The organism is Nocardia wallacei, from assembly GCF_029869545.1.
Classification (GTDB): domain Bacteria; phylum Actinomycetota; class Actinomycetes; order Mycobacteriales; family Mycobacteriaceae; genus Nocardia; species Nocardia wallacei_A.
Map to the genome: position 1 here is coordinate 1 of NZ_JARWQD010000314.1, position 21,681 is coordinate 21,681.

The 21,681-nt window shown below is 70.6% G+C and carries 17 protein-coding genes; 8 read left to right on the forward strand and 9 right to left on the reverse strand.

All coding sequences use genetic code 11. The features are described from left to right. Nucleotides 1–433 precede the first annotated feature (433 nt). The 5 genes from ndk to QH290_RS28660 all read right to left on the reverse strand — a co-directional run bounded on the left by ndk (nucleotide 434) and on the right by QH290_RS28660 (nucleotide 6,674). Nucleotides 434–850: a nucleoside-diphosphate kinase gene (gene ndk, locus QH290_RS28640; RefSeq protein WP_280267894.1), complete on the reverse strand. Its 417-nt coding sequence runs from the start codon at nucleotides 848–850 to the stop codon at nucleotides 434–436. 46 nt (nucleotides 851–896) lie between these two features. After that, nucleotides 897–1,298 carry a DUF4233 domain-containing protein gene (locus QH290_RS28645; RefSeq protein ID WP_280267895.1) on the reverse strand — a complete coding sequence of 134 codons (402 nt, stop codon included), beginning with the start codon at nucleotides 1,296–1,298 and terminating at the stop codon, nucleotides 897–899. Beyond that, the gene (folC, locus tag QH290_RS28650) at nucleotides 1,295–2,764 is read right to left on the reverse strand and encodes a bifunctional tetrahydrofolate synthase/dihydrofolate synthase (protein ID WP_425303661.1); all 1,470 of its coding nucleotides are present in this window, start codon (nucleotides 2,762–2,764) and stop codon (nucleotides 1,295–1,297) included. Before folC ends, QH290_RS28645 begins: the two co-directional genes overlap by 4 nt. Next, complete coding sequence (locus tag QH290_RS28655; protein WP_280386306.1) at nucleotides 2,761–5,448, reverse strand: valine--tRNA ligase; 2,688 nt, start codon at nucleotides 5,446–5,448, stop codon at nucleotides 2,761–2,763. Before QH290_RS28655 ends, folC begins: the two co-directional genes overlap by 4 nt. Nucleotides 5,449–5,699: 251 nt before the next feature. Then, complete coding sequence (locus QH290_RS28660) at nucleotides 5,700–6,674, reverse strand: NAD(P)/FAD-dependent oxidoreductase (protein ID WP_280267923.1); 975 nt, start codon at nucleotides 6,672–6,674, stop codon at nucleotides 5,700–5,702. Nucleotides 6,675–6,795: 121 nt separating this feature from the next. Here QH290_RS28660 and QH290_RS28665 point away from each other — a divergent pair, with 121 nt between their 5' ends. The 3 genes from QH290_RS28665 to QH290_RS28675 all read left to right on the forward strand — a co-directional run bounded on the left by QH290_RS28665 (nucleotide 6,796) and on the right by QH290_RS28675 (nucleotide 10,675). Beyond that, nucleotides 6,796–7,461, forward strand: coding sequence for an AAA family ATPase (locus QH290_RS28665; protein WP_280267897.1), 666 nt, complete (start codon nucleotides 6,796–6,798; stop codon nucleotides 7,459–7,461). Nucleotides 7,462–7,602: 141 nt separating this feature from the next. After that, nucleotides 7,603–9,681, forward strand: coding sequence for a TRAP transporter permease (locus QH290_RS28670; protein ID WP_280386308.1), 2,079 nt, complete (start codon nucleotides 7,603–7,605; stop codon nucleotides 9,679–9,681). 1 nt (nucleotide 9,682) lies between these two features. Then, nucleotides 9,683–10,675: a TAXI family TRAP transporter solute-binding subunit gene (locus tag QH290_RS28675; RefSeq protein ID WP_280386309.1), complete on the forward strand. Its 993-nt coding sequence runs from the start codon at nucleotides 9,683–9,685 to the stop codon at nucleotides 10,673–10,675. A gap of 166 nt (nucleotides 10,676–10,841) precedes the next feature. Here the strand turns inward: QH290_RS28675 and QH290_RS28680 are convergent, their stop codons facing one another. Together QH290_RS28680 and QH290_RS28685 are read right to left on the reverse strand one after the other, a co-directional pair. After that, a complete protein-coding gene (locus tag QH290_RS28680; RefSeq protein WP_280386311.1) occupies nucleotides 10,842–11,777 on the reverse strand; it encodes a YegS/Rv2252/BmrU family lipid kinase in 936 nt (311 codons plus the stop codon). Between the two features lie 82 nt (nucleotides 11,778–11,859). After that, nucleotides 11,860–13,479 carry an FAD-binding oxidoreductase gene (locus QH290_RS28685; protein ID WP_280386323.1) on the reverse strand — a complete coding sequence of 540 codons (1,620 nt, stop codon included), beginning with the start codon at nucleotides 13,477–13,479 and terminating at the stop codon, nucleotides 11,860–11,862. A gap of 151 nt (nucleotides 13,480–13,630) precedes the next feature. Between QH290_RS28685 and QH290_RS28690 the strand changes: the two genes are divergently transcribed. Continuing rightward, a complete protein-coding gene (locus QH290_RS28690; RefSeq protein ID WP_280386313.1) occupies nucleotides 13,631–14,236 on the forward strand; it encodes a TetR/AcrR family transcriptional regulator in 606 nt (201 codons plus the stop codon). Nucleotides 14,237–14,316: 80 nt separating this feature from the next. Beyond that, nucleotides 14,317–15,858, forward strand: coding sequence for a glycerol-3-phosphate dehydrogenase/oxidase (locus QH290_RS28695; protein WP_280267902.1), 1,542 nt, complete (start codon nucleotides 14,317–14,319; stop codon nucleotides 15,856–15,858). A 20-nt stretch (nucleotides 15,859–15,878) separates the two neighbouring features. Here the strand turns inward: QH290_RS28695 and QH290_RS28700 are convergent, their stop codons facing one another. Further along, a complete protein-coding gene (locus tag QH290_RS28700) occupies nucleotides 15,879–16,676 on the reverse strand; it encodes a VOC family protein (RefSeq protein WP_280386315.1) in 798 nt (265 codons plus the stop codon). 123 nt (nucleotides 16,677–16,799) lie between these two features. On the opposite strand from QH290_RS28700, the gene QH290_RS28705 reads away from it, so the two are divergent. After that, nucleotides 16,800–19,046, forward strand: coding sequence for a molybdopterin-dependent oxidoreductase (locus QH290_RS28705; protein WP_280386317.1), 2,247 nt, complete (start codon nucleotides 16,800–16,802; stop codon nucleotides 19,044–19,046). After that, the gene (locus QH290_RS28710; protein WP_280267905.1) at nucleotides 19,043–19,540 is read left to right on the forward strand and encodes a winged helix-turn-helix transcriptional regulator; all 498 of its coding nucleotides are present in this window, start codon (nucleotides 19,043–19,045) and stop codon (nucleotides 19,538–19,540) included. The genes QH290_RS28705 and QH290_RS28710 overlap by 4 nt, the downstream gene beginning before the upstream one ends. Before the next feature lie 4 nt (nucleotides 19,541–19,544). Here QH290_RS28710 and QH290_RS28715 read toward each other — a convergent pair whose 3' ends face one another. Beyond that, on the reverse strand, nucleotides 19,545–19,988 hold the full coding sequence (locus QH290_RS28715) for a MarR family winged helix-turn-helix transcriptional regulator (RefSeq protein WP_280267906.1): 444 nt from the start codon (nucleotides 19,986–19,988) through the stop codon (nucleotides 19,545–19,547). A gap of 103 nt (nucleotides 19,989–20,091) precedes the next feature. Between QH290_RS28715 and QH290_RS28720 the strand changes: the two genes are divergently transcribed. After that, nucleotides 20,092–21,534 (forward strand): MFS transporter, encoded by a 1,443-nt coding sequence (locus tag QH290_RS28720; protein WP_280386319.1) that lies wholly within the window; start codon nucleotides 20,092–20,094, stop codon nucleotides 21,532–21,534. Nucleotides 21,535–21,681 lie beyond the last annotated feature (147 nt).

A 21,681-nucleotide genomic window follows, 5' to 3' on the forward strand; every position in this document is an offset into this window, starting at 1 on the left:
CCTTTGCTCTGCGACTTACCCTGCGCCTCTTGACCGCCCACCAAATCCCCCGGGCCCCCGGGGCGCGCCCCCCCCGTCGGGGTTGGGACGCGGCCGACGCGGGGGCACTGTCCGTTCGCCTCACGCCGCGGGGGCGCGAGGTCCTATGGTCTCGCCCCGCGTGCCCCGTTATCACCTTGTCGTTCGTCGGTCGGGCTAACTGGTCACGCGGCGCCTGGCTGTTGGCTTCAACACCGGGACCCGAGCGCTCATCCAGCGTGCCGGCCGGACAGCCGAGTCTTGGAACCGTCCGGGGGCAGCGATGATCGGCGTCGAACCGCGGTGCCATCGGGTGCTTTCGTCACCCACCGCAAACGGCGGGCATCGATCACATCCAGTGCCAGTATCCCATACCGGGCGCCGGGCCTTCGCCATCGACGCTCTCCGGGGGTGCCTACTGGGTGAGTTCGGGGAACCAGAGCGCGATCTCGCGCTTGGCGGATTCGGGCGAGTCGGAGCCGTGGACGAGGTTGAACTGGGTCTCGAGGGCGAGGTCGCCGCGGATGCTGCCCGGCACGGCCTTCTCGACCGGGTCGGTGCCGCCGGCGAGCTGGCGGAAGGCGGTGATGGCGCGCGGACCCTCGAGGACCGCCGCGACCACCGGGCCGGAGGTGATGAACTCGATCAGGGAGGCGTAGAACGGCTTGTCGGCGTGCTCGGCATAGTGGGCCGCGGCGAGTTCCTCGGAGACCTGCTTGCGCTCCAGTGCCGCGAACCTCAGTCCCTTGCGCTCGATGCGGGTGATGACCTCACCAATCAGGCCCCGGGCCACGCCGTCGGGCTTGATGAGTACCAACGTCTGCTCAGTCACGGCGACACTGTAACCGGCGTACGCACGGTATTCCGAACCGAAGCCGTCAAGAACCCTGCTGCATGCGCTGGCTGGGCAGCATGCCCCGGTCCATCCGGCGCTTGACGTCCGAGCGCAGCACGAGAATGAACGCCCAGACTGCGGCGAAGATCACTCCGATGGCCAGCAGCGACGCGTGGATGAACCCGCCCAGCAGCACCACCACCTGCAGTCCCAGGTTGAACGGCAGCGCCCAGGACCGCCGCTGCAGCCCGGCGCCGAGGATCATCAGCACCGCCAGCCCCACCAGAAAGGCGATCGACCACCAGCTCAGCCCGCCGCCGACGGCCGCGACCACCGGCAGCGCCAGCAGCACGGTGATGGCCTCGAGGACGAGCGACCCGGCCATGACGCCGCGCAGCCCCTTCCACGGATCGGTGGCGGGCGGCGGAGGCGCCTTCTCGCTCATGCGGGATCCTTTCCGAACAGGGAGCGCGCCGCCCCCGCGGTGACGACCGAACCGGTGACCACGATCCCCGCACCGGACACCGGCTCCCCGGATTCCCCGGCCTCCTCCGCGATGGCGATCGCGGATTCGACGGCGTCGGCGAGGGTGGTGGCGGTGACGACGCGTTCGTCACCGAAGGTCTGCACGGCCAGATCGGCGAGATCGTCGACGGCCATGGCGCGCGGGGAACCGTTGGTGGTGACCACGATTTCATCGAACACCGGTTCCAGTGCCCGCAGAATACCGGCGGCGTCCTTGTCCGACAGCACCGCGACCACACCGACCAGCTTGCGGAAGTCGAACTCGTCGGTGAGCGCGGCCGCCAGCGCCCTCGCACCCGCCGGATTGTGGGCGGCGTCGAGGAAGATGGTCGGCGCGCTGCGCATCCGCTCCAGCCGCCCCGGGCTGATCGCCGCGGCGAATCCCGCACGGACGGCGTCGATATCGAGCTGCTTCTGCGCGCCCGCGCCGAAGAACGCCTCCACCGCGGCCAGCGCCACGACCGCATTGCGGGCCTGATGCTCGCCGTGCAGCGGCAGGAAGATCTCGTCGTACACCCCGCCCAGGCCCTGGATCTCGAGCACCTGGCCGCCGACGGCGATGCGCCGCGACAGCAGCCGGAACTCCGCGCCCTCGCGGGCCACCGCGGCGTCGGTCTCGACGGTGCGCCGCAGCAGCACCTCCATCGCCTCCGGCTCCTGCTCGGCGATGATGGCCACGGTCTCGCGCGGAACCAGCGGATCCTCGGCGGCCTTCTTGATGATCCCGGCCTTCTCCCCCGCGATCGAGGCGAGATCCGGCCCCAGATAGTCGGTGTGGTCGAGCCCGATCGGCGTGACGACCGCGACCTGGCCGTCGATGACGTTGGTGGCGTCCCAGGTGCCGCCCATCCCGGTCTCCACCACCGCGACGTCCACCGGCACCTCGGCGAAGGCGGCGTAGGCCATGGCGACCAGCACCTCGAACTTGCTCATCCGCGGTCCGCCCACCGCCTGCGACTGCTGGTCGATCATCTCCAGATACGGCTGCAGCTCGCGATAGATCTCGACGTAGCGGGCGGGGCTGATGGGTTCGTTGTCGACGGCGATGCGCTCGGTGGCCAGCTGCAGGTGCGGGCTGGTGAAGCGGCCCGTGCGCCGATGCAGCGCGCCCAGCAGCGCGTCGATCATGCGGGTGACCGACGTCTTGCCGTTGGTGCCCGCGACGTGGATGGCCGGATACCCGTGCTGCGGGGAGCCCAGCAGATCCATCAGCGTGGCGATGCGGGTCAGCGACGGCTCGATCTTGGTCTCGCCCCAGCGCTGATCGAGTTCGGCCTCGACGAGCGCCATTTCGGCGAGATCGACCGGTGACGGTCCGGAGTGCAGGCGCTGTTCCCCGCCGCGCTGCCGCTCCGGCTCGGCGTTGCCCCCGTCCGCGCCGCTCATTTGCCCGCCTTGCCGATCTCGTCGAGCCGGGCGCCGATGCGCGCCACTTCGGATTCGGCGACCTCCCGGCGGGCGCGGATCTTGGCCACCACCTCGTCGGGCGCCTTGGCCAGGAAGGCCTCGTTGCCGAGCTTGGCGGTGGTGCCCGCCAGTTCCTTCTGCGCAGCCGCGAGATCCTTCTCCAGGCGGCGGCGCTCGGCGTCGAGGTCGACGGTGCCGGAGGTGTCCAGTTCCACCGTCACGGTGGTGGCCGACAGCCGGACCTCCACCGACGCGGTCGCGGAGAAGCCGTCGCCGGGCTCGGTGAGGCGGGCCAGCGACGCGATCTCGGCACCGAGTCCGGTCAGGTCGGCGGTGTCGACGCCGACCAGCCGGGCGGCCACCTTCTGCTTGTCGGTGAGGCCCTGATCGCTGCGGAAGCGGCGGATCTCGGTGATCAGCTTCTGGGCGTCGGCGATGCGGCGGGCGGCGCGTTCGTCGGCGGCGATACCGGCGGCCTGCGGCCACGCGGCGACCACCACCGACTCGCCGCCGGTGAGCGCCCGCCACAGCGTCTCGGTGACGAACGGGATCACCGGGTGCAGCATCCGCAGCAGCGCGTCCAGCACGCTGCCGAGCACCACGCGGGTACTCGCGGCGCGCTCCTGTGACTCGGCGAACTGCACCTTCGCCAGCTCCAGGTACCAGTCGCACAGTTCGTCCCACGCGAAGTGGTACAGCGCCTCGCACGCCTTGCCGAACTCGTAGCGGTCGAACGCCGAATCCACCTCGGCGCGAACCTCTTCCAGCCGATCCAGAATCCACCGATCGGCATCGGTGAGGATGTCGCGGGCCGGAATATCACCCGCAAAGGCCCCGTTCATCAAGGCGAACTTCGTCGCGTTGAACAGCTTGGTGATGAAGTTGCGCGACGCCTGCACGTGCGCGGGGCCCACCGACAGGTCGCTGCCGGGCTGCGCGCCGCGGGCGAGGGTGAATCGTGTTGCGTCGGCGCCGTATTCGTCGATCCACTCCAGCGGATCGATGCCGATACCCTTCGACTTGGAGTACTTGCGGCCCTGCTCGTCGCGAATCAGGCCGTGCAGGAACACATCCCGGAACGGCACCTGCACCGAGCCCGGCTCCTTGCCCGCCGTGATGGCCGGGTCGTCGGCGACGAACATGCCGAACATCATCATCCGGGCCACCCAGAAGAACAGGATGTCGTAGCCGGTGACGAGCACGCTGGTGGGATAGAACTTCGCCAGCTCGGGGGTGGCCTCGGGCCAGCCCATGGTGGAGAACGGCCACAGGCCGGAGGAGAACCAGGTGTCGAGCACGTCCGGGTCCTGCACGTAACCCTCGGGCGCCTGCTCGTCCGGTCCGACACAGACGATCTCGCCCTCGGGGCCGTACCAGATCGGGATGCGGTGGCCCCACCACAGCTGGCGCGAGATGCACCAGTCGTGCATGTTGTCGACCCAGGCGAACCAGCGCGGCTCCTGGCTCGCCGGATGAATCACGGTGTCGCCGTTGCGAACCGCGTCCCCGGCGGCCTTCGCCAGCGATTCGACCTTCACCCACCACTGCATCGACAGCCGCGGCTCGATCGGCTCGCCGCTGCGCTCGGAGTGGCCGACGCTGTGGATGTAGGGGAACTTCCGGCCGACCACGCGGCCCTCGGCCTCGAGGCGTTCGCGGATCTTCCGGCGTGCCTCGAAGCGGTCCATGCCGTCGAATTCGGTTCCGGTACCGGCGATCCGGCCGGTCTCGTCCATGATCGTCGGCATCGGCAGGTTGTGCCGCAGGCCGATCTCGAAGTCGTTGGGGTCGTGCGCCGGGGTGATCTTCAGTGCGCCCGTACCGAATTCGGGATCGGTGTAGTCGTCGGCGATCACCGGGATCCGGCGGCCGGTGATCGGATGGTAGAGCGTGGTGCCGACGTATTCCTTGTAACGCTCGTCGTCGGGGTGCACGGCGATCGCGGTATCACCGAGCATCGTCTCCACGCGGGTGGTGGCCACGATCACGTGCGGCTCGTCGTCGTTCAGCGAGCCGTAGCGCAGCGACACCAGCTCGCCCTCGACGTCGTCGTATTTGACCTCGATATCGGAGATGGCGGTGCGCAGCTCCGGCGACCAGTTCACCAGCCGCTCGGCGCGGTAGATGAGCCCGGCGTCGTAGAGGCGTTTGAAGATGGTCTGCACCGCCCGCGAGAGGCCGTCGTCCATGGTGAAGCGGTCGCGGCTCCAGTCAACGCCGTCGCCGAGGCGGCGCATCTGGCCCTGGATGGTGCCGCCCGATTCGCGCTTCCAGTCCCAGACCTTGTCGATGAACAGCTCGCGCCCGAAGTCCTCCTTGGACTTGCCGTCGACGGCGAGCTGCTTCTCGACGATGTTCTGGGTGGCGATACCGGCGTGGTCCATGCCGGGCAGCCACAGCACCTCGTAGCCCTGCATGCGCTTGCGGCGGGTGAGCAGGTCCATGAGGGTGTGGTCGAACGCGTGACCCATGTGCAGGTTGCCGGTGACGTTCGGCGGGGGCAGCACGATCGAGTACGGCGGCTTGGCGCTGGTGGCGTCCGCGGCGAAGTAACCGGCGCCTACCCAGCCCTCGTACAGGTCTGCCTCCACCTCGCTGGGGTTCCAGCTCTTGGGGAGGGCGTCGGCACGATCACGTGGGTTCTCAGAGGCTGCGCTGGTCACCGTGAGATTCTAAGGACTGGGGCTACACAGTCGAAGAGCGGGGTTTTCGGCGGATGAGGGACACCGAAAACCCCGCCCACGACACTCAGCCTACCGTCGATTTCCACGACCTCGACCAATCCATATGCAATTCTCAGGTTTTGCCCGAATCCGTTGCGTAGGTGCGGCTTTGCTCCTCAGTCCCGTTTCAGGAAACAGCCCGAAACACGGGCGGCGAGTGTGTGCCCGCGCCCAAAAAACGGGGTCCGGGTTCAGCCGCCAGCCGAGTCTTCCTCCACGAGGTCCGCATTCAGCGCGATGGCTGCCGCCGAGGCCGCTCCCGCGGCAGTGATGACCTGCGCGCCCGGATTGGTGACGTTCCCCGCGGCCCACACGCCGGGGACCGAGGTGCGTCCCGAGGGATCGGTGACCACCCACCCGGCCTCGGACAGGTCGCAGCCGAGCGCGGACAGCACGGTGTTGTCGGGCACGAAGGTCGGCCCGAGGAACACCGCCGCCCGCGGCACCGCGCTGCCGTCGGCCAGCTCGACCCCGCGCAGCCGATCGTCCTCGACGATCAGCCGCGTCACCTTGCCGTCGACGATGCGCACGCCGCGGCCGGTGATGCGGCGGCGCTCGTCGCCGGTCAGGGTCATGGTGTGCGGGAAGAACACGACATCGTCGGACCACTGCGGCAGCAGCAGCGCCAAGTGCACCGCGCGGGCCAGGGCGCCCGGCTCGGTGCCGCCGATCAGGCCCAGCGGCCGGTCGGTCACCTCGTAGCCGTGGCAGTACGGGCAGTGCAGCACGTCGCGACCCCAGCGCTCGCGCACGCCCGGCAGGTGCGGCAGCTCGTCGCGCAGGCCGGTGGCCACCAGCACCCGCCGCGCCCGCAGCGTCCGGCCGCCCGCCAGGCGCAGCTCGAATTCGGGATCGGTGCCGCCCGCCGCATCGGCATCCCGGCGGCGGCCCGCTCGAACAGCTCCGCCTCCGCCCGCGGCGCCGATCACGCGATCGCCGATCAGCTCGACCCCGTATCCGGCGACCTCGCGCCGTCCGGCGGCCAGCAGCTCCGCCGGAGGCATCCCGTCCCGGGACAGAAAGCCCTGCATATGCTCGGCCGGGGCGTTGCGCGGCTCGCCCGCGTCGACCACCGCCACCCGCCTGCGCGACCGCCCCAGCACCAGGGCCGCCGACAGGCCCGCCGCCCCGCCACCCACGATCACCACGTCGTATCTCGTCTCGATCATGGGGACGACGGTGCCGCACCGCGGCGAATCCGGCAAAGGATATTGCCGTTTCCGGGACATCGCGAAATCAGGGTATTCCCTGTTGCAGAACGGGTTTCCGGCCGGGAGTCTGGAAGGGATGAACCCTCCGCTCGAATCCGGCCAGTTGGTCTCGCCCGATCCGCACATCGTCACCCCCGACACGGTGCACGATCTGCGGGGGCGCGCCGTCGATGAATTGCGTTATCCGGCAACGGCTGCCGTGATCTTCACGGGGGTTCCGGGGGCGGGTAAGAGCACCGCGCTACGCCGCCTGTTCGGCGATGTCGGCACGGCCCTGGAGGCGGTCGAGCACGGCGGTGCGACGCTCGTGGATTCGCAGCAGTCGCGCAACTGGTGGCACCGCCGGCTCGGGCTGCTGCCGTACGCGCTGTGGCTGCCGATCGTGCACCTCACCCATTACCGCCGCATCCGCCGCGCGCTGCACGGGGCCCCCACGCCGGTGGTGGTGCACGACTGCGGGACCCGCCGGTGGGTGCGCCGCCTGATCGCGTCCTGGGCCGCGCAGGGCGGCCGCGACGTGCACATCATCATGATCGACGTGCCCGCCGAGGCGGCACAGGCCGGTCAGCGCGCGCGAGGCCGCCGCGTGAGCAGAATCAGTTTCGCCCTGCACTACTCCCGCTGGCGCCGGATCGTCGGCGACGTCACCACCGGCGCCCCGCCGCGTCCGGTCCCCGCGTCCGTGGTCGTTCTCGACCGCACGACGGTCTCGGGCCTGCGGGCAATCTCCTTCTCCTCCTGAGCGTCTCGGCTCCACTTCGTGAATGTCGAGGGATGCTCTTGAATCCGAACCTCGCAGAGTGAGGATTGCGCTGGTCATTCGGCGGAAACCAGATTTCGCAATGGGCACGATCGGTGGCCCCGGCGTTGCTATCGTCTCGCCATGTCCGTCCGCGTTGCGCCCGTCACACCGGCGGAGTTGGGCGCGGACGATCAGGAGCGGCCCGCGCGGCCGCTGACCGGGATTCCGGAGCGGGTGGTCGCGGTAGGGGCGTTCGCGCTCGCCGTGCTGGCGCTGTGGCAGGTGTTCCGGCCGCTGCCCCAGGGCAGCCAGTACTACCTGGTGCTGTTCCTGGCGGGGGCGCTGCCGCTGGTGTTCGTGTCGTATCGGTCCGGGGTGCGGTGGCTGGACCGGCGCGCGGGACCGGGCCCGCTCGACTGGGCACTGGCCGCGGTCGCGCTGGTGGTGTGCCTGTATCCCGTGCTGCCGTGGGCGATCGGCACCGGAGGCGGCGGCTATGACGCCTTCCTGAACCGGCAGGGCCTGCTCGAACCGGTCGACGTCGCGATGGGCGCGGTGCTGCTGCTGTTGATCCTGGAGGCGTGCCGCCGCACCACGGGATGGGTGCTGCCCGGGGTGTGCCTGTTGTTTCTGGCCTACGGGTACTACGGCGGCCTGCTCCCGCAACACTGGACCATCGCGCACGCGGGACTGAACTTCGATCAGATCGTCGACGCCCTCTACAACTCCGGCAGCGGGTTCTACGGGACGCCGCTGGATGTCGCGGCGACCTACATCGTGCTGTTCACCGTCTACGGCGCGGCGCTCGAATTCTCCGGTGCGGCACAGTATTTCGTCGATCTGTCGGTGGCGCTGTTCCGGCGTTCGCGCAGTGCGGCCGGGCGCACGGCGGTCGCCTCGGGTTTTCTGCTGGGTACCGTGTCCGGGTCCGGCACGGCGACGGCGGTCAGCGTCGGGGCCGTCACCTGGCCCATCCTGCGCCGCGCCGGCTACCGCCCGGACCAGGGCGCGGGACTGCTGGCGGCCGCCGGGGTCGGCGCGATCCTGTCGCCACCGACGCTCGGCGTCGCGGCATTCATCGTCGCCGAATACCTCAACGTCTCCTACCTCACCGTCCTGGGCTGGGCCACCATCCCCACGGTCCTGTACTACCTCGGCATCCTGCTCGCGGTCGAAATCGACGCCCGCCGCCTGCACGCCGCGGGCGTACTGCACGACTCCGGCGACGTCCCAGGGGCACCGCGGCCGGTGTGGAAGTTGTTGGGGCTGTTCGGGTATCACTTTCTGTCGTTGGTGGCGATCGTGGTGCTGTTGCTGGTCGGGGTCAGTGCTACCCGGGCCGTGGTGTATGCGACCGTGCTCACCTTCGTGTTGGCGGTCGCGGATCGTCTTGTGCGCCGGAGGCTCTCCTCGGGGGTCGGCCGAATCTCCGTGCGCGAGTTCGGGACCGGGGTGCTGCGGTCGTTGTCGGTGGGTGTGCGTTCGGCGCTGCCGGTGGTGGCGGTGTGCGCGGCGGCCGGGGTGATCACGGCCATGACCACCAAGACCGGACTCGGCGCGCAGCTCGCCTCGCTGCTGATCCGGATCGCCTCGGCGGTATCGGACAATGCGAGCGTGGTACTCGCCTGCACGGTGGTGCTGGCGGCGGTCGCGCTGGCGCTGCTCGGCCTGGCGGTGCCGGTGACGGCCTCGTTCGTGATCGGCTGGGCGATCATCGGACCGGCGCTGATCCAGCTCGGGGTGCCCGCGCCCGCGGTGGCCATGTTCACCTTCTACTACTCGGTGCTGTCGGAGGTGACGCCGCCGACGGCGCTGGCCGCGGTCGGTGCCTCGGCCATCACCGGGGCGCGCGCCGTCGCCGCCATGTGGCAGGCGCTGCGCTACGCGCTGCCCGCATTCCTGGTGCCGGTGGTGTTCGTGCTGACCGATTCGGGCGAGCATCTGCTCGGCCGCGGCGCCGTACTCGACGTTCTCGCCGTCTCGGCGGTCACCGCGCTGGCGGTGGCGGCGCTCGCGGTCGCCACCGGCGGCTGGATGTACGGCATCGGTCCGGCGGGACCGGCGGCCCGGATCCTCGCCGCCGCGGCCGGGCTGACGCTGCTGTACCCGAGCCCCCTCACCGCCGCCGCCGGATCCGGCCTGCTCGCCGGGTCGGCCGTGGTGGCACTGCTGACGCGGCGCCGGTCGGCGATCCGCGCGTTTCCCGCCGGAGGAGAGTGACATGAGAAGAGCCGCAATCATTGTCGTCGCGGTGGCGGTGTCGGCCGCATTGCTCAGCGGATGCGGTGGCAGGCGCGACAATGCCACCACCGACTCCGGGGGAACGGTGACCTGTCAAGTGCCGCAGGAGGTTCGGGTCGGCATCGCCACCGGCAATGCCACCGGCGTGTACTTCGCGCTCGGCAACGCCTACGCCGAACAGCTGGCGGCGGCCACCGACGGCAAGGTCAAGGCCACCGCCGCGGAGACCGGCGCCTCGGTGCAGAACATCCAGCAGCTGGTCGCGGGGACCTATCAGGTCGCCTTCTCGCTCGCCGACACCGCGGCCGACGCCGTGCTCGGCACCGGCAGTTTCGACGGCCGCAAGCAGCCGGTGCAGGCGCTGTCGCGGATCTACACGAACTACACGCACGTGATCGTGCGCGAGGGTGCCGGTATCAACTCGGTGGCCGACCTGCGAGGCAAGCGGGTGTCCACCGGATCGCCGAAGTCGGGCACCGAGGTCATCGCGAACCGGCTGCTGGCCGCGGCGGGACTGAATCCCGACGCCGATATCGCCGCGCAGCGACTGGATCTCACCAAGACCGTCGACGGGATGAAGGACGGCTCCATCGACGCGATGGTGTGGTCGGGCGGCCTGCCCACGCCCGGCGTCACCGACCTGTTCACCACCGCCCGCGACCGCGTGCGCTTCCTCGACATCTCCGGTCAGCTGAGCGAGCTGCGCAAGGTCAACCCCGGCTACGAACAGGGCGTGATCCCGGCGGCGGTCTACGGCCTGAGCGCCGACGTCCCGACCATCGTGGTCCCCAACCTGCTCCTGGTCCGCGACGACCTCGACGCCAACCTGGCCTGCGTCCTCACCCGCACCCTCTTCGACCGCAAACCCCAACTGGAACAAGCGAACCCGGCCGCCAAGGGCATCACCAAGGAATCCGCCCGCAACACCGCCCCGATAACCCTCCACCGCGGCTCAGAGGTAGCCCTCGGCTGAGAAACGCCCTCCAGCGCGGCCCTACTACGCACCACGCACATCTCCGACGCGGCTCCACGCTCTCGCCCACAGCGCGGCTCCGCACTCTCGCCCACAGCGCGGCTCCGCACTTCCCTACACGGCGCGGCGCCATCCTCAATTCCCCGGCATGCTTTTGGCCGGGGATTCAGGGGATGCGGATCTGTTGGGCGGCGGGGAGGGCGCGGAAGGTGGCGGGTAGGGCTCCGGCCGGGTCGCCGTCGGCGGTGACCGGGACGTTCGGGGCGGTCAATGTGATTGTGGCGGCACGGTATTGGGTGACGGCGGGGTGATCGATGCGCTTTCCGGACGACAATGCGGGCAGCATGCGCAGCATCTCGAGGCGGGACATGACCCCGACCACCGTGAGGTCGAGCAGCCCGTCGTCGAGGACGGCGTCCGGGCAGATCATCATGCCGCCGCCGTAGGTGCGGGTATTGCCGACCGCCACCATCACCGCCTCGGTCTCGACGACGGAGTCCGATTGCCCCGGCACACCGGACAATTCGATCCGATACGGCACCGCCAGTCCGCCCGCAAGCTCGGCGAGTGCGGCGAAGGTGTAGCGCAACGACCCCTTGGGACGGCGCATCCGATTGGCGCGCAACGTCACTCGCGCATCGAAACCGGTCCCGGTGACCGTCGCGAACCGCAGCGGCCCACCGTATTCGGCTGTCACCGTGCCGGATTCGACCGTGCCGAGATCGATCGAGCGAGTACGGCCGTCGAGCACGATATCCGCGGCGGCCACCGCGTCGTCATCCGGAATTCCGAGTTCGCGGGCCAGATCGTTGCCGGTGCCGCCCGGGACCAGCCCCAGCGGCACACCGGATTCGGCGATCGCCTGCAGGGTCAGGCACACGAGCCCGTCCCCGCCCGCGCAGACCACGGCGTTCGGTGCCGCCCCGCCGCCGACGGCCGCGCGCACCAGTCGCACCGACTCGGCGGCCGTATCGCCCCGGATCTCTGTGACCTGCACGCCGCGCTCGGCGAACCGCGCCCGCGCGACGGCCGCCGCGGTCAGCCCCCGCCCCTGACCCGACAGCGGATTGGTCACCAGCAGCACCGACTCGATCGCGCTCACGCATCCTCCTCCGCCACCGAATCCGAATTCGGCCGCGCGGCGGACCTTTCCGATGCCGAGAACCTACCGGCGGTCGGCTCGCTCATGACCGCATCTCGCCGACACTCGATCCTGTCGCGGGCGGAGCGGGAATCAGCTTGCCCGGGTTGAGGATTCCGGCCGGATCCACCGCCTGCTTGACCGCGCTCAGCACCCGGATGCCCAGGTCGCCGATCTCGTCGGGCATCCACGGCCGGTGGTCCTCGCCGATGGCGTGGTGGTGGGTGATGGTGCCCGAGGCCGCGACGATGGCATCGCCCGCGGCCCGTTTGGCCCGCAGCCACTGGGTGATCGGATCGTCGAGCTGCTTGGCCACGACGGTGAAGTACAGCGACGCACCGGTCGGGTAGGTGTGCGAGATGTGGCACATCACCAGCGCCGGGGTGCCCTGGGCTGCCGGCGAATCCGTCAGCGCCGCCGTCACTTTCGCCTTGAGCACGGCCAGGTTCGCCCAGCTGGTCGCGGTTTCCAAGGTCTCGCAGAGGATTCCGGCGTCCAGCAGCGCATCTCGCAGGTACGGTGCGGCGAACCGGCCGTGCTCCCATTCCCGCGCAGGCTGCTCGCCCAGCGCCGTACCGCCCGCGGCTTCGAGCAGCGCAGCGGCCTCGGCGCTGCGCGCCGCCACGTGGGCGGCGGTGCCCTCGAACGTCGTGATCGCCAGGCATCCGGTCACCGCGCTGCCGCCCACATCACCGGAGCGGGCCAGGTTGAGCCCGGTCTCGGCCTCGTCGGACAGCCGCAGCACGGTCGGTGCGGCGCCCTGCTGCACCACCGTCCGCAGGGCCGTCGCGCCGGTGGCGAAGTCCGGGAACGACCAGGCTTGGTAGGCAACCGTTTCCGGCGCCGGATGCACCCGCAGCGTCACCTCCGTGATCACGCCGAGAGCGCCCTCGGACCCGGCGAACAGCTCGCGCAGGTCCGGACCGGCCGCCGACGCCGGGGCGCGGCCGAGATCCAGGGTGCCGCTGGGGGTGGCGATCCGCAGCCGCTGGATCATGTCGTCGAAGCGGCCGTATCCGGCGGACGCCTGGCCCGACGAGCGGGTCGCGGCGAAGCCGCCGATGCTGGCGAATTCGAAGCTCTGCGGGAAGTGGCCGAGCGAAAGCCCGTGCTCGGCAAGGATTTTCTCCGCCTGCGGGCCGGTGAGCCCGGCGCCCAGGGTGGCGGTGCCGCTCACCGGATCGATCTCGCTCACCCCGTCCAGCCGCCGAAGATCCACGGCCACAACGGAATCGAAGCGTCCGCGTGCGGGGTCCACACCGCCGACGACGCTGGTGCCGCCGCCGAAGGGCACGACCGCGATCGCGGCGTCGGCGCATCGGGTCAGCAGCGCGAGCACCTCGTCGTGATCGCCGGGGAAGACGACGGCATCGGGGGCGTCCTGCGGCCCCTCGGCCCGGCGGCGCAGCAGATCGGGGGTGCTCTTACCACCGGCGTGCAGGAGCCGGTCCCGGTGGTCGACCGACACGTGACCCGCGCCGACCACCGCGGACAACTCCGCGAGCTGGGCCGCCGTCAGCGTCGAGTCGCGGAGCGGCACATCGCCCTCATCGCGACGCGCCACCGGCTCACCGGACACCCCGAAAACCTGTGCCAGCAGCGTGCGAATCCGCTCCGGAAGCGGCGCGTGACCGGCCGGAATGCCCCAGGCGTCCCACACCATACTCGGGCGCGACGCCGACCCGCCCGGCATTCCCGACGACGCTTGCTGCTGTGTGTCGACCATGCGTTACAGTCTGACATAGAATGTCAAGCAGTAACGAAGGCCCCGGCGGACCGGCACGGTCGCGCCCACAACCCGGTGGTGACACTCGATGCACACGAACGATGCCGACGAGCTGTCGAGCGTCGACCTGGCGATCCTGGACGCGGGACGGGCCTGTGTCGAAGAGTTCGGGGTGCGCCGCACCACGCTCACGGAGGTGGCGCGCCGCGCCGGGGTGAGCCGCCCGACGGTCTACCGGCGCTGGCCCGATACCCGCTCGCTGATCGCCCAGCTGCTGGTGCGGGAGATGCGCGGCATCGTCGGACAGACGATCCCCACCGGCGGTAGTGCGCGTGCACGCCTGGTCGAGGGGGTGGTCGCCGGTGCCGCGATGCTGCGCGCGAATTCGTTGTTCGCCAAGATCTTCCGCACCGACACCGACCTGATGCTGACCTACGTCTTCGGCCGTCTGGGCCGCAACCAGCGCGAGCTGATCCTGCTGTTCGCCGCCGTGATCCGCGAGGGCCACCGCGACGGCTCCATCCGCGAGGGCAACCCCGAACACCTCGCCACCATGCTCCTGCTGATCGCCCAATCCGCGGTCCAATCCGCCGCCATGGTCGGCAACCTCCTCGACGAACACCACCTGGACGCCGAACTGGCCCGCGCCATAGACGGCTACCTCCTCCCCGACAACGGAGAACGCCTCACATGAACACTCCCGAATTCCCGCACCCCTTATCCGTTCCCGCACCCCCTCCTGGCCCTCGCAAGGGGTGCGGGGACGCGCAGGGGGTGCGGGAAGGTGGGGATTCCGCGCTCAATGCGGGGCGGCGGTGGCGGGAGTGGGGGGAGCTGGGGGCGGGTGGGGTTGTTGATGTGCTGGTGGTGGGGGGTGGGGTTACCGGGGTGGGGGTGGCGTTGGATGCGGCGGCGCGGGGGCTGCGGACGGTGCTGGTGGAGAAGCACGATCTGGCGTTCGGGACCAGCCGGTGGAGTTCGAAGCTCGTGCACGGCGGGTTGCGGTATCTGGCCAGCGGTGGGGTCGGCATCGCGCACGAGAGTGCCGTGGAGCGCGATGTCCTGCTCACCACCACCGCGCCACACCTGACCCGGCCGATCCCCCAGGTCGTTCCGCTGCTTCCGGAGGTCGGACGGGTCCAAAAGGCCCTGGTCCGTACGGGTTTCATGGCCGGAGATGTGCTACGCCGCACGGCCGGAACGCCGGCGGCGGTCCTGCCGCGTTCGCGCCGGGTCGCCGCCGCCGAGGCGTTGCGGCTGGCACCGACGCTGCGCCGCAACGGTTTACGCGGCGGATTGCTCGCCTGGGACGGGCAGCTGGTGGACGACGCGCGGCTGGTCGTGACGATCGCGCGCACCGCCGCCGCATACGGCGCGTCCGTACTCACCCGGGTCGAGGCCCGGCAGGTCACCGGCGATTCGGCGCAGCTGCGCGATACGCTCACCGGCGAAACCCTCACCGTGCGAGCGCGTTCGGTCATCAATGCCACCGGCGTCTGGGCCGATCGGGTCGATCCGAGCATCGAACTGCGACCCAGCCGCGGCACCCACCTGGTCTTCGATGCCGCCGCGTTCGGCGGCCTGAGCGCCTCGCTCACCGTGCCCATCCCGGGCAGCACCAGCCGCTTCGTCTTCGCCTTCCCGGCCGCGCACGGACGGGTCTATCTCGGCCTCACCGACGAGGACGCCCCCGGACCGGTGCCCGACGAGCCCCGGCCGACCGACACCGAGATCGATTTCCTGCTCGACACGGTGAATACCGTGCTGCGGGAACCGTTGCACCGCACCGATATCCGAGGCAGTTTCGCCGGGCTGCGGCCGCTGCTGCGCACCGGCGGCGACAACACCTCCGACATCTCCCGCGAGCACGCCGTGCTGCACTCCCCCGGCGGCCCCATCACCGTCGTCGGTGGCAAGCTCACCACCTATCGGCAGATGGCAGAGGACGCCGTCGACGCGGCCGTGGCCCATGCCGGACTGAGCGCCTCCCCCTGCACCACCAAGCGAATTCCCTTGGTGGGGGCGGTATCCGGCGCCGCCCGCGACCGGATCTCCGCCGCGCCGCTGCTCATCGAACGCTACGGCACGGAGGCCGAGGCGATCGGCGAACTGGCCCACCGCGATCCGGCGCTCGCCGAACCGGTCGCGCCCGGAATCGACGTGCTCCGCGCCGAATTCGCCTACGCGGTCTCGCACGAGGGCGCGCTGGACGAGAACGACCTGCTCGACCGCCGCACCCGCATCGGCCTCGTCGGCGACGACCGCTCCGCCGCCCTGCCCGCGGCACGACTCGCGATCGCAGCGAGCCGCCGCTGACCTCGCCGCTCGGGCACGGCTCAGGACTTGTTGCCGCCCAGGCCGAATCGCACGCCCGTGGGGTCGGCGACGCCCGCCATCCGGCCGTACGGGGTGTCCTCGGCCGGTCGCTCCACCGAGCCGCCCAGGTCCACCACGGTTTGCACCGCGGCATCGACATCGGCCACGCCGAAGCAGACCTCCCAGCCACCCGGCGCCCCGGCGGGCAGGAACGCCGCCCCGTCCATCACCCCGGCCAGCATCGGTGTCTCGGAATGGATTGTGGTGTACCGGAATTCCGGGGTATCGGCGATGGTGAACGGGTCCTGCCAGCCGAACACCTCACCGTAGAACTTCAGCGCGTCCGCGTAGATCGGGGTCTTCAGCTCGAACCAGGACGCGGCGCCGACATGACCGGTCCAGTCCCCGGCGCCGACGATGCCGAGCGCGCCGAACCCGGTGTGCACGCCCGGCTGCCACACGCCCACCCCGGCGCCACCGGGATCGGCGAGGATCGCCATGCTGCCCAGCTCCCCCACCTGCATCGGCGGGACGATCACCCGACCCCCGCGCGCGGCCGCGGCATCCGCGGTGGCCCGCGCGTCGGCGCTGGCCAGGTAGACCGTCCACTGGTCGGGGGCGCCGTCGCTGCCGTCGTTGCGCATGCCGCCCGCGGCGGCGTCGCCGTCCCTGCGGAAGGTGATGTAGCCGCCGAACTCCTCGCCCGCCCGCTCGGCGGTCCAGCCGAACAGCCGCCCGTAGAACTCGATGGCAGCGTCGGGGTCGGAGGTGTACAGCTCGGTCCAGCAGGGATCACCGGGCTTGAAGGTGTAGGACATGGTGGCTCCTCGGTAGGTTTCGGCACGCTCACCAGCTGAGACGACATCCGCCGGGGAAACTCGTCGGTGTTTCGTGCCCGATAGTGGGTAGCGTTTGTGAACTCACCGGCGTACGCTCCAGCCATGACGGAGTGGCAGCCCACGGCGTGCATCCTGTGCGAGTGCAATTGCGGCATCCAGGTCCTGGTGGGGCCGGACGGCCGAACCTTCGACAAGATCCGCGGCGACAAGCTGCATCCGGCCTCCGCGGGGTACACCTGCAACAAGGCGCTGCAGCTGGACCACTATCAGAACGGGCGCACCGGCCGCCTGACCGCGCCGCTGCGCCGCCGCGCCGACGGCGGCTTCGAGGAGATCGACTGGGACACGGCGATTTCCGAGATCTCCGAGCGCCTGACACGGATCGGTGCCGAGCACGGTGGCGAGTCGATCTTCTACTACGGCGGTGGCGGCCAGGGCAATCACCTCGGCGGCGCCTACGCCCCCGCCACCATGGCCGCCTACGGCATGCGTTACCGCTCCAGCGCGCTGGCGCAGGAGAAGACCGGCGACTTCTGGGTCGGCGCGCGGATGGCCGGGCACCCCGTGCGCGCGGATATCGAGCACGCCGAGGTCGCGCTGTTCGTCGGCAAGAATCCCTATCAGTCGCACGGCTTCCCGCGCGCCCGCTCGGTGCTCAAGGAGATCGCCCGCGATCGGGACCGCTCCATGGTGGTGCTCGACCCGGTGCGCACCGAGACGGCGGAACTGGCCGACTACCACCTGCAGCTGCGCCCCGGTACCGACGTCTACCTGCTCACCGCGATGGCGGCAATCCTGGTGCGCGACAACCTCGTCGCGCACGAGTGGCTGGCCGAGCACGCCGACGGGCTCGACGAGGTGCTCGCGGTGCTGCGCGCGGTGCCGATCGAAAGGTACTGCGCCGTCGCCGATGTCGACCTCGGCCTGGTCACCGCCGCCACCCACCGCATCGCACGCGCGGGGTCGGTGGCCGCGCTCGAGGACCTCGGCGTCCAGATGAACCGCTACTCGACGGTGGTCAGCTACGTGGAGAAGCTGGTGTGGCTGCTCACCGGGAATCTCGGCAAACCCGGTACCCAGTACGCCTTTTCGGGCCTGGCCGCCCTCGGCCACGACCGCGGCCACCCGGCCGACTCGGGCCCGCGCAGCCCCGTGGCCGGGGCGCGGATCGTCAGCGGCCTGGTGCCGTGCAATGTGATCAGCGAGGAGATTCTCACCGATCATCCGGCCCGCTACCGCGCCATGTTCGTCGAGAGCGCCAATCCCGCGCATTCCCTGGCGGATTCGGCCCGGATGCGCGAGGCGCTGGCCGCACTGGATCTCGTGGTGGTCGTCGACGTGGCGATGACGGAGACCGCGCGGTTGGCCCACTACGTGCTGCCCGCACCGACCCAGTTCGAGAAGTACGAGGCGACATTCTTCAATTTCGAGTTCCCGCGCAACGTCTTCCACCTGCGCCACCCCGTCCTGCCCGCCCCCGAGGGCGTGCTGCCGGAACCTGAGATCCACGCCCGGCTGGCCGAGGCCGCCGGGGCCGTGGGCGAGGACGATTACGCCCCGCTGCGGGAGGCCCTGGCCCAGGGCCGCGAGGCCTTCGCCATGGCCTTCCTGGGCCTGCTGTCCGATCGGCGGAAGGCGAAACTCGCACCGGTAATGCTGTATCGCACGCTGGGCCCGACCCTGCCCGACGGCGCCGACGCGGCCGCGATGCTGTGGGCCGCGGCCTACAACTGCGCCCGCAAGAACCCGCGCGGAGTCGAACGCGCCGGGTACGGGACGGGTCCGGAGGCCGGGGAGCGCCTGTTCGAGGCGATTCTCACCGGCAAGCACGGCGTGGTCATCACCGACGACGATGTCGACGAGACGTGGAAGCGCCTGCGCGACAGCCGGGTTCAGCTGCACATCCCCGAACTCCTCGAGGTGGTCGCCACCCTCCCGGAGCCCGACACCCACGACGAGTGGCCCTATGTGCTGGCCGCGGGCGAGCGCCGGGCCTTCACCGCCAACACGATCATGCGAGACCCGCACTGGCGCAAGCGCGATGGCGGCGGCGCGCTGCGGATCAGCACCGCCGACGCGCAGCGGCTGGGCCTGTCCGCGGGCGACCGGGTCCGCGTGACCACCCGCCGCGGCAGCACCGAGGTCGCGGTCGAGCCCACCGACCGGATGCGCGCGGGCCACCTGTCCCTGCCGAACGGCCTGGGGCTCACGGTGTCCGACCCCGACGGCACCGTGCTGACCAGTGGCGCGGCCCCCAACGAACTGACCGAGTACGACTCCCGCGACGAGTGGGTCGGCACCCCGTGGCACAAGTACGTCCCCGCCCGCCTCGATACTGTCGACGCATGAAGCGCACCACCTTCGCCACCTGGCCCTGCTCGGTCGCCCGCACCGTCGACCTGATCGGCGACTGGTGGACGCCGCTGGTGCTGCGCGAGGCCTATTACGGCACAACGCGTTTCGACGACTTCGAGCGGGTGCTCGGGCTCAGCCGCAATGTCCTCACCCAGCGCCTGACCCGCCTGACCGAGGAAGGCATGCTCGACCGCGTGCGGTATCAGGACCGTCCGCCCCGCTACGAGTACCGGCTCACCGAGAAGGGCCGCGACTTCTTCCCGGTGCTGCTGGCCGTCATGCGCTGGGGCGACCGCTGGGTCGCCCCGGAGGCCGGTCCCCCGGTCGTGCTGCACCACGACACCTGCGACCACGACACCCACGCCGAGGTGGTCTGCGCCCACTGCCGTGAGCCGCTGCGGCACGGCGAGGTGTCCTCGCGGCTGGGCCCGGGATTCCCCGACCGGCATCGCGAAAACGCCCTGGCCACCGGCCGATTCACCGCCTGAGCCGTTACCGGGAGGTGTCGGCCTCCAGCTTCGGCACCAGGCGCTCGAGCATGCCTTCCAGGAGTCGCTCCTCCTGCGGATCCAGCTCCGCCAGCGCCTTGTAGGCGCGCACCTGTGAGCCGCGGATCTGCGCGGCCAGCTCCCGGCCCTGCTCCGTCGCGGCCAGGTATTTGACCCGCCGGTCCGAGGGATTGACCGTGCGCCGGACCAGCCCCCGCGCCTCCATCCGATCCGCGACACCGGTCAGGTTGGACGGATCACACGCCAGCCGCCCGGCCAGCACCCGCATGGGCAGCTCGTCCGGCGGCTCGTTCAGCGCCAGCAGCAGCTTCGCCTGTGTCAGCGTCAGCCCGTGATCCTCTGCGGCGGTGAGGAAGTCGTGCAGATACGCGGAGACGAATCGCGATATCAGCAATGCGAGCGTGCTCTGCGTTGTGGCCGGGCTCATAGGGGTGATCCTACCGCTGCGTTTGACAACCGCGATCATTGAATCCTTAGATGCTTGAATACTTCAAACATATGCGTGTTCAAGCTTCTGGGAGGTTTCCGAGATGGAGCGAAAGGGCTCGCTGCTGACCGGCGTCCTCGCATTCGCGGCGATGATCGTGACGGTGATGCAGACCCAGGCGGTCCCCATCCTGGGCCTGATCGCCACCGAGCTGGGGGTGTCCACGACCTCGGTGAGCTGGGTGACGACGGCGACGCTGCTGTCGGCGGCCGTGTGCACGCCGCTGCTGGGCCGCATCGGCGACCTCTACGGCAAGAAGCCCACGCTGCTGGCGGTGCTGGTGGTGGCCGCGGTCGGCTCCACGGTGTCGGCGCTGGCCGATTCGCTGGGCGTGCTGCTGGCCGGGCGGACCCTGCAGGGCGTCGCGACCGCGATCTTCCCGCTGGCGCTGGCGATGCTGCGCGAGGAGGTCCCCGCGGCCCGCCTGCACCACGCGATGGCGATCGTCAGCGGCACGCTGGGCTTCGGCGGCGGGCTCGGCCTGGTGGCCACCGGTCTGCTCACCAAGGGCTCCGACCCCGACTACCACGTGGTGTTCTGGTTCACCGCGGCGCTGTCGGTGGTGGCGCTGATCGCGGCCGCCGTCGCCGTGCCCGCCACCGGGAAGCGGCATCCGGGCAGCGTGGACCTGCCGGGCGCGATCACGCTGGGCGGCTTCCTGATCCTGCTGCTCCTGCCGATCTCCCAGGGCCACGAGTGGGGCTGGACATCGGCCGCGACGCTGGGCTGCTTCGCCGCCTCGGCCGTGCTCGCGGTGGCGTGGGTGCTCACCGAGCGCAGGGTTCCGGCGCCGCTGGTGGACCTGAAGATGTTCACCCACCGCCCCGTGCTGTTCACCAACCTGGCCGGGATGTTCGTCGGCTTCTCGATGTTCCTGCTGTTCATGGGCATCTCGTACCTGGCCCAGATGCCGAAGCACCTGGCCGGGTACGGATTCGAGGCGTCGATCCTGCGCGCCTCGGTGGAGTACCTGCTGCCCACCGCGCTCGCGTCGATGGCCGCCGCGCCGATCGGCGGCATGCTGGTCGGACGGGTCGGCGGGCGCCGGGTGCTCGCGCTGGCCGGTGCGGTCGGGCTCGCGGGCTTCGCCTGGCTGGCGCTCGCGCACGACTCGACCGCCTCGGTGATCGGGGGCGGCGTGATCGTCGGTGCGGCGATCAGTCTGGCGTACGCGGCCATGCCCGCACTCATCGCCGGTGCGGTCCCGCATCATCAGAGCGGCATCGCCAACGGCATCAACTCCATCTCCCGCACGGTCGGCAGCTCGCTGGGCAGCGCGATCATCACCACGCTGCTGACCGCGAAACTGCTTCCGCACCTGCCGCTCCCGCAGGAGAGCCAGTTCGCCGTCGCCTTCTGGGTCGGCGCGGGAGCCTGTGCCGCAACGATTCTCGCGGCGATGGTCGGCCTGCGCCCCGAAAACCGGAGCGCAGCACCGCAATCCACCGAGGAGTCCGCGCCGGTGGAACCGGCGCCCGCGGGCTGAGCCCGGCCGTGGGGGGGGGGGGCGGGGGGGGCAGGGGGGCGGGGGGGGGGGGGGGGTTTTACCGCGGGGGCGGGGGGGGGATTTCGGGGGGGGGGGGGTTAAGGGGGTGGGGCGGGCCGCCGCCCCCCCCCCCCCCCGGGGGCGGGG